Genomic DNA, 8,028 nt, shown 5'->3' on the forward strand with positions numbered 1-8,028 from the left:
AGTTTCCCTATGACGAAAGAATCCCACGGTTGATCGCCTAGCGTAACCGTGGGAGTGTCAAATATAACTCACGTTTTGAATTTAAATGTGGAACAGCTTCTACCGTAGACCTCGACTGTTGATTTTAATCATCTGCCTGATCCTAGTTTGGGGACTATCTTCACTGCAAGTCTTGCCTCGCATGGAAGATCCCGCACTCAGCCAGTGGTATGGCAAGATAACCACTCGTTTTCCAGGAGCAAGTGCTGAAAGGGTAGAATCTCTAGTTACTGATAAATTAGAACAACAATTACAAGAAATTGAAGAGATCAAATATATTGAATCTACCTCGCAACTTGGCACTTCATTACTTTTTATCAAACTTCAAGACAAAGTCAAAAATCATGACGAAGTTTGGTCCCGTGTGCGCGATAGTCTAGCAGATATAACTCCCCAATTGCCATCAGAAGTTATAGCCCCTTATCTTGAAGATATCAACGACGGTAGGGGTTATACACTGATCACTGCTCTCACCTGGCAATTGGATTCGACCCCTAACTATGCCATCTTAAAACGTAGAGCAGAAGAACTTGAACAACAACTGCACAACGTTGGAGGTGTGGAAGAAATTAAGTTGTGGGGCGCACCCTCTGAAGAAATCCTCGTAGAAATTAATCCTGCTGATTTAGCTGCTTTAGGACTTACTCCTCAACAACTTTCTCAACAAATTAGCCTCAGCGATGCCAAAGTATCTTCAGGAAGGTTACGTAGCCGCCAAAATAACCTGCTAATTGAGGTAGAAAGTGAATTAGACTCCCTACAGCGTATCCGGCAAATCCCCATCCCTGTAGGCAACAACTCAAACCAATTAACCCGATTAGGGGATATTGCTCTGGTTAAAAAAACCATACAAGAGCCACCCAACGAGCTGGCTATTATTAATGGTAAACCAGGAATCACCTTAGCAGTTTTGATTGAACCCAACAGGCGGATCGACCAATGGATGAAAGAAGCTCAGCAAACCCTAGAGGAGTTTCGCAGCAATCTCTCCCCAGGCTTGGGTTTAAAAATCATTCTTGACCAAAATCGTTATGTGGAAACTCGATTAAATAGTCTGTTCCGAAATCTGCTATTTGGTGCTGTATTTGTTGTTGCTACAACTACTTTTTTCATGGGAGGAAAATCTGCCCTAGCAGTCGGTTTCTCCCTACCTTTGTCAGTGCTGATGGTATTTGGAGGAATGAGATTATTAGAAATTCCCTTGCATCAGATATCACTAACTGGTTTGTTAATTGCCCTAGGGATGTTAATTGATAACGCAGTAGTTGTTGTCGATGAAATGGAAGATTTATTGGGAAAAGGTTTGCACCCCCATAAAGCGATATCCCAAGCGGTGAACTATCTAGCCATTCCTTTACTGGCATCCACCTTAACTACCATATTGACCTTTCTTCCCATTGTTCTCCTTCCTGGAGATATTGGTGAATTTGTGAGAACAATTGCCTTAAGTGTCATACTTGCCATAGGTAGTTCTCTGTTATTGTCCTTAACAGTCATTCCCGCAATCAGAGGCAGGATGCACCAAAAAGTAGACAATTCTAGCAGAAGACAGACCTGGTGGAGAAAAGGTTTTTCCAACGCCCGAGTGACTAGAGTTTATCGCCATACCTTAAGTTCTATATTAGCAATTCCTGTATTAGGAATTCTGCTAGCTCTAGTCTTGCCCATCACAGGGTTTCTCATGGCGGGTTCTATCCCGGAGCAGTTTTTCGCTCCAGCCGAGCGAGATCAATTTCAAATTGAGTTAGAACTTCCTTTATCAGCCTCTCTAGAACAGACCCAATCTGTAGTTGAGACAGCAACGGGTCTAATTCAGCAACACTCGGAAGTGATTGATCTTCATTGGTTTTTTGGAACATATACTCCTGCTTTCTACTACACTGTTGACCGTTCTGGCATTAAAGGAGAAATGCCACACTATGCTACGGCAATGGTTCAAATCAGTTCTGGTACATTTAGTCGCCAACTGATTCAAACTTTGCAAAAGCAACTAAACCAAGCCTGTCCCTCAGCACGAGTTTTAGTCAAACAACTAGAGCAAGCACTTCCTATTCCTCCCATTGAACTAAGACTCACAGGTCCCAACCTAAACACCCTCAGAGAACTGGGAAGCCAAGCTCGCTCCCAATTAGTTCAACTTCCTAATGTCACCCATACTCGCACCAGTTTAGGAGAAGCGATACCCAAAATTGCCCTGTCCCTAGATGAAGAACAAGCTCAACTCACGGGATTAGACAATAGCCAAATTGCCCAACAACTCAATGCCCATCTGGAAGGTAATCGCGGCGGTTCTATCCTCGAAGACACCGAAGAACTGCCAGTTAGGGTACGCTTAGCTAATAGTGATCGCGCTGATCTGGAGCAACTTACTACCCTGGACTTAATCCCCAATCACCAATTATCATCGCCAAAAAATTCCCCTTCCCTACCCCTATCTGCTCTTAGCCAAATTAACCTGGTTCCCAAAACTGCCATCATTACTCGACGCAATGGTCAAAGGGTTAACAAAGTCCAAGGTTTTATTACAGCAGGAGTATTACCCTCAACCGTATTAGACAATTTCCAGCAACGCCTAAATTACACTAATTTCCAACTTCCTCCCGGTTATTCAATGGCATGGGGTGGAGAATCAGCCGAACGCAATGAAGCAGTAGGTAATTTACTTTCCAGCGTCGGCATTCTTATTGTTTTAGTAGTAGCTGTCCTCGTCCTTTCCTTCAATTCCTTCCGCAGTGCTGGTATCATTTTTCTAGTAGCTATAGGTTCAGTGGGTTTAGCTCTAGCCTGTTTGTGGCTTTTTGGTTACCCCCTTGGTTTTTTGTCTATTCTAGGCACGGTGGGTTTAATTGGTGTTGCAATTAATGATTCTATTGTGGTTCTTGCTGCTATCTGCAACGATCCTTTAGCTAGAAAAGGCGATCGCCAAGCTATGGTAAGAGTGATTGTCCGCTCTACCCGTCACGTTCTCACCACCACTATCACTACCGTCGCTGGTTTTATCCCTCTATTTTTAGATGGTGGTGAATTGTGGCCACCTTTAGTTATTTGTATTGCTGGAGGAGTTGGTGGAGCTACTTTGTTAGCATTGTTCTTCGTTCCCTGCGCTTACTTAATATTTGTAAGTCGAAATCATCCCATTTCCCTCAAACTTGCCAGTCAACAAGTATATGAATGAACCATCAGACCAGAAACATACACAAACCGACCTAGAAGGAGCTCAAATTGACCATCACCCCAATGACAACAGTAAGCTCCAAAAATTAACTTTATTCGGTCGAGCAAGCATCCTGTTGTTATCAGGTTTATTCGCTTTTTTGTTTACACCTCTTGGTCGAGAATGGGTGTCAAAGCTACCAATAATGTCAACCCTCGAACCTAGTCAAAAAGCAACTGCCCAAGATTCCTCCCCAACTACTATTCTGACCGTTGAAACAATAAAGGTTAATTTAGTTAACTCCCACCGAGTCTCCCGTTCCTATACTGGCACCATTGTCCCTCGCCGTAGTAGTTCCCTTGGCTTTGAACGAGGTGGTAAATTAATCAACCTCACAGTCGATCAAGGAGATCAAGTTCAAGTTGGTACTCCCCTGGCGCTCTTGGATACAAAAAATCTGAAAGCCAAACAACAAGAACTCCTGGCAGAAAGAAAACAAGTAAATGCACTGTTAAAAGAATTACAAGCTGGCTCCCGTCACGAAACTATTGCTGCTGCCAAGTCAACTGTTAAAAGTTTGCACTCCCAACTGAAACTAGCTCAAACCAAAAGTAAGCGTCGCCAAGAGCTTTATACCTCTGGAGCTATTTCTCGTGAACAATTTGACGAAGCCACCACAGAAGTTAACACCCTTCAAGCTCGCCTGAATGAAGCCCAAAGTAAGTTGGATGAGTTACAAACGGGTACACGCCCAGAAAAAATTGAAGCTCAACAAGCACTGCTGCAACAATTAGATGCCAAGTTAGCCAGTCTAGAAATTGAACTGGAACAAAGCACCCTGAAAGCTCCTTTTGCAGGAAAAATTGCCAACCGTTTAGTGGACGAAGGTACTGTCGTTTCTACTGGTCAGTCAATTTTCACTCTCGTGTCAGATAAAGCTCTGGAAGCCCATATTGGTGTTCCTGTTAATACCGCCAACCAAATTCCTCCTGGTAGCAACCAGCAGTTACAGATTGGTACAAAGAAATATCAAGGTAAAGTTTTATCAACCCTTCCCCAATTAGACTCTGCTACTCGCACCTTAACTGTTGTCCTGGGTTTGCATAAATCAGCAGCGAGAGAAGTTAGAGCCGGACAAGTCGCTCGATTAAAATTAACGGAAACCATTGCCAATTCTGGATACTGGCTACCAACCACAGCCCTTGTGAGAGGAGTAAGGGGTTTATGGTCTTGTTATGTATTGGGAAAATCAGAAAATGTTGCTGCTGACCCCAAAAAGGCCTTCCCTGTTGAGCAACGAGATGTAGAAGTCTTGCATACAAAAAGCGATCGCGTTTTTGTTCGCGGTACACTCCTAAATAGCGATCGAGTTATTGTTAACGGAAACCATCGCCTGGTCACCGGTCAATTAGTTCGTCCTGTGGAGACGGTCAATTTTTTAAGACCTTAGATTTGAGGGAGCAAACCGTATAGGAATATTCACGCAAACAGCTAAACTAACTTTATTAATCAACAAGCCGATGGCGGGATTTGAACCCGCGACCGCTCGATTACGAATCGAGTGCTCTACCACTGAGCCACATCGGCACAAACAGTCAGTAATTATAACATTAATAAGATTATGGTACAGCCAAAATCACCAAATTCCAGGTCAGGAAAATTTACATCAGAACAATATGCTCGCCTAAAAGCAGAAGCCGCAGCTCCTTACCGTGGTTTGCGAAAGTTTATTTATCTGAGCTTTGGTGCTTCTGGTAGCATTGGTGCATTTATTTTTGGTTTACAATTGCTTGCTGGACGAGATGTTGATCATGCTTTGCCTAATTTGGCAATTCAAGTAGGGTTAATTGCATTGATGGTATTTTTCTGGCGTTGGGATCGGGGGCGACAAAACCGTTCTTAATGCTGAGGCAGTTTAAAATAGTCATCGTGGGAACTGGAAACAAGAACCGATGACTGATGATTTTGTCAAGAACAAACAGCAACTTTTTGACCGTTGGGCTCCTAGTTACGATTGGCTCTTCCCTTCAGTTATTTACCAAGCTATCCATCAACGGCTATTGGCATATGTCAATTTACCACCAACAGCCAATGTACTAGATATGGGCTGCGGTACTGGACGTTTACTAAATCGCCTTGCTTCCCAGTTTCCAGATTTACGCGGTACAGGATTGGATTTATCGCCACAGATGTTGCATATAGCAAGGAATCAAAATTGTCATCATCCGCGATTGATTTATATTCAGGGTACGGCTGATTCTCTACCCTTTGCAGAAGCTCAGTTTGATGCTGTTTTCAGTACAATTAGTTTCTTACATTATTTAGAACCCGAACGAGTATTGAGTGAAGTTGCACGGGTGTTGAAAAAAAGTGGGCGTTTTTATTTAGTAGATATTACCTGTCCCAAAAATGTAGAATCTCGCTTACAGAGTTTACACACAATAGCAGCAGGTTCCATTAGACTTTATAGTCCAGAATCCCGTCAACAGTTAGGTACTTTTGCTCAACTTCAATGCTTGAATCATTACAGTTTATTAGGTCCGGTTTTGTTAACTGTTTTTAGCAAATAATAGGAAATTTCAAGTTCAATAAAGAATTGTATGCATTTAGGGATTGGCACATATACAAGTTCATATACTAGAAACTATTCCCATCGTCTGCATAGTACACGAGGAGGTGCCAAAATGGTGCATACATATGAGGTATTTGTCGATATTATGGAATTTGACAATCCTGGTAGCAATCACTTTGAGCGCGGCACAACGAGATACGAAATTAACGCAGAATCTAGAGATAAAGCTGACGGTATAGCTGTTAATCAAGCTAGAAATGAACATCCCAAAGCTACTGAACTTGATGCTAGGGTTACTAGATTACTTAGGTAAGTAATACCACTTTACGTGGGTACCCTAAATAGTTATAATGCTGAGTTATCCCTCTTCTGCCACTTTCGGAAGAGAATAATCTAGAACCCTTACAGGATAGGACTTTTACCAAAAACCCTGATTTCAAGCATTATGTTAGAAAATAAAAGCTCAAATCCTTGCTCTATCTATAGTTGAAAATTTGGTTATGATTTTTATTTTCCCAGAGTGACAGAAGAGAGGTTATCTGGTTATCTATGGGGTAGTGATTACAAGGGCTTGTAATCTACATGATTCAGTCAATTCAGGCATTTTTGGTTTGTATAAGGTTTTTAGCCATTTTTATGATTTATAGCTTCCCACGCCTTAAATAGAGGCTTCTGGGAGCCTGCTATGAAGGTAGTAAATATTACTTTAATTGGCTGTTTACTTAAAAATAGCCTTTTTTCTTTTAAATTAAAGTTCCACATAAGCGAACGCCCAGGTGTGAAATGATTTTTTAGAGTATGGATTAGAGGCGATTATCGTTGGTGAATATCTATGGCTTTTAGAAGTGTAACTTTTGCAACCAGTATTAGTCTCGTTAACTTATTGATTTATGCTGCGCTGATTGCTCTTCCTGCTAACCAATGCCTCTCCCAAGAATCTGTTCATTATTTGAGAAACTGGCTGGAAGCTCTTCAGTCCAAAAATAGGTTTACTCTCATGAATGTTGCATATGGATCAATTAATTTCGATATTGATCCACAGAATTCAGCATCAATTCTGATATCAGCACTTAAACATCCTGATGCTAATATTCGTCGCTATGTTGTAAATTCCTTAGCAGAACTTCCCATTAAACCTGAGTCAGTAGTATTAGTTCTGGTAGAAGCCCTAAGAGACAAGGATGAACAGGTTCGTGAACATGCAGTCATTGCACTTGCCAAACTTGGTTCTCCTGCTGTCCCTGCTCTTGTCGAAGCACTTAAGCAAGTATCTGTTAGTGTCGATCCATCCAAACGAATTGGCAAGGATGGTCAAACAGATGTACGCTTATCTGATCTAGCATCCATTGCCCTCTGGAAAAGTGAGGCTCCTATTGTTGCCGACCTGTTCAATGTCTACCGCAAAAATCTAGAATTTCAACGTGAACCTTCGGATAGGCAAAATCGAGAACTTTTTGATTCAAGATATCTCAGAAGCAATATAGCCCTAATCATTGGTAAACGTGGAGCATCAGCAGTTCCAGAACTTGTTTCTGTTCTCAAAGATAAAAATGTTCGTTCATTGGCACTATATTCCCTTGCTTTAATTGGTACTGAGGCTAAATCAGCAATTCCAGAAATCTTAGTTATTGCTAAGGGAACTGATAAATCTTTAAGTAAGGAAGCTGTTTCAACTTTAGGTAGCCTTGGGGTGAGTGCAGTTCCTGCACTGGCGGATGTGTTACTGAGTCATCCCGATCCTGAAATTCGGAGTGATGCTGCTTACACTCTTCGCTGGAATAAGGGGCACAGCGCAATACCACCTTTAGTTAAAGCCTTGCAAAGAGATGCCAGTCCAAAGGTTCGTGCATCTGCTGCTCGCTCCCTTGCAGAAATTGAGTTAGATGATGTGACTGCGGTAATGGCTCTTTCGAAGGCATTAAAAGATACAGATTCTTCTGTGCAAGAAAATTCAGCTTATGCCCTAAGGGTCATCATTAAACAGTCCAGCCCAACAGCAAAAGCCATAGTTCCTGACCTAATTGCAGCTCTACAAGTACCTAATGGAGAGGTTCAAAATGAAGTTGCCAGTGTGTTGGGTAATATTGGCAAAGAGGCAAATGCTGCTGTTCCTGTCATCATTGGGGGACTTTCAACCCCACCAAAATTCAAAATTGGAGAAGGTTCCCATTCTAATCCCCAGAATAGTTTCATTTCCACCCTTGGAAAGATTGGAGTTGGGGATTCCAGTGCTGTTTCGGTTCTGATGGAGATCTTAACCCTC

The 8,028-nt window shown here is 42.1% G+C and carries 6 protein-coding genes and 1 tRNA gene; 6 read left to right on the forward strand and 1 reads right to left on the reverse strand.

The features are described 5' to 3' along the window. Positions 1 to 85: 85 nt before the first annotated feature. Positions 86 to 3,214: an efflux RND transporter permease subunit gene (locus CALSC_RS08625; protein ID WP_088240961.1), complete on the forward strand. Its 3,129-nt coding sequence runs from the start codon at positions 86 to 88 to the stop codon at positions 3,212 to 3,214. Next, the gene (locus CALSC_RS08630) at positions 3,207 to 4,643 is read left to right on the forward strand and encodes an efflux RND transporter periplasmic adaptor subunit (protein WP_088240962.1); all 1,437 of its coding nucleotides are present in this window, start codon (positions 3,207 to 3,209) and stop codon (positions 4,641 to 4,643) included. Before CALSC_RS08625 ends, CALSC_RS08630 begins: the two co-directional genes overlap by 8 nt. A gap of 65 nt (positions 4,644 to 4,708) precedes the next feature. Here the strand turns inward: CALSC_RS08630 and CALSC_RS08635 are convergent. Continuing rightward, a tRNA-Thr gene (locus CALSC_RS08635) sits at positions 4,709 to 4,780 on the reverse strand. Positions 4,781 to 4,814: 34 nt separating this feature from the next. On the opposite strand from CALSC_RS08635, the gene CALSC_RS08640 reads away from it, so the two are divergent. The 4 genes from CALSC_RS08640 to CALSC_RS08655 form a co-directional block, all read left to right on the forward strand. Further along, positions 4,815 to 5,096 (forward strand): DUF3493 domain-containing protein, encoded by a 282-nt coding sequence (locus tag CALSC_RS08640; protein WP_088240963.1) that lies wholly within the window; start codon positions 4,815 to 4,817, stop codon positions 5,094 to 5,096. Between the two features lie 49 nt (positions 5,097 to 5,145). After that, positions 5,146 to 5,763 carry a class I SAM-dependent methyltransferase gene (locus CALSC_RS08645; RefSeq protein WP_088240964.1) on the forward strand — a complete coding sequence of 206 codons (618 nt, stop codon included), beginning with the start codon at positions 5,146 to 5,148 and terminating at the stop codon, positions 5,761 to 5,763. Between the two features lie 114 nt (positions 5,764 to 5,877). After that, positions 5,878 to 6,078, forward strand: a complete 201-nt coding sequence (locus CALSC_RS08650; RefSeq protein ID WP_088240965.1) for a hypothetical protein — start codon at positions 5,878 to 5,880, stop codon at positions 6,076 to 6,078. Between the two features lie 519 nt (positions 6,079 to 6,597). Further along, the coding region (locus CALSC_RS08655) for a HEAT repeat domain-containing protein (RefSeq protein WP_143288196.1) at positions 6,598 to 8,028 on the forward strand (1,431 nt) is incomplete at its 3' end.

It is taken from the genome of Calothrix rhizosoleniae SC01 (assembly GCF_900185595.1).
Taxonomy (GTDB): Bacteria; Cyanobacteriota; Cyanobacteriia; order Cyanobacteriales; family Nostocaceae; genus Calothrix_A; species Calothrix_A rhizosoleniae.

Excerpts from the sequence above, each read along its gene's own strand:
- CALSC_RS08645 (WP_088240964.1), top strand. The coding sequence starts at position 5,146 with ATGACTGATGATTTTGTCAAGAACAAACAGCAACTTTTTGACCGTTGG.
- CALSC_RS08630 (WP_088240962.1), top strand. The coding sequence starts at position 3,207 with ATGAATGAACCATCAGACCAGAAACATACACAAACCGACCTAGAAGGA.
- CALSC_RS08625 (WP_088240961.1), top strand. The coding sequence starts at position 86 with ATGTGGAACAGCTTCTACCGTAGACCTCGACTGTTGATTTTAATCATC.
- CALSC_RS08650 (WP_088240965.1), top strand. The coding sequence starts at position 5,878 with ATGGTGCATACATATGAGGTATTTGTCGATATTATGGAATTTGACAAT.
- CALSC_RS08640 (WP_088240963.1), top strand. The coding sequence starts at position 4,815 with ATGGTACAGCCAAAATCACCAAATTCCAGGTCAGGAAAATTTACATCA.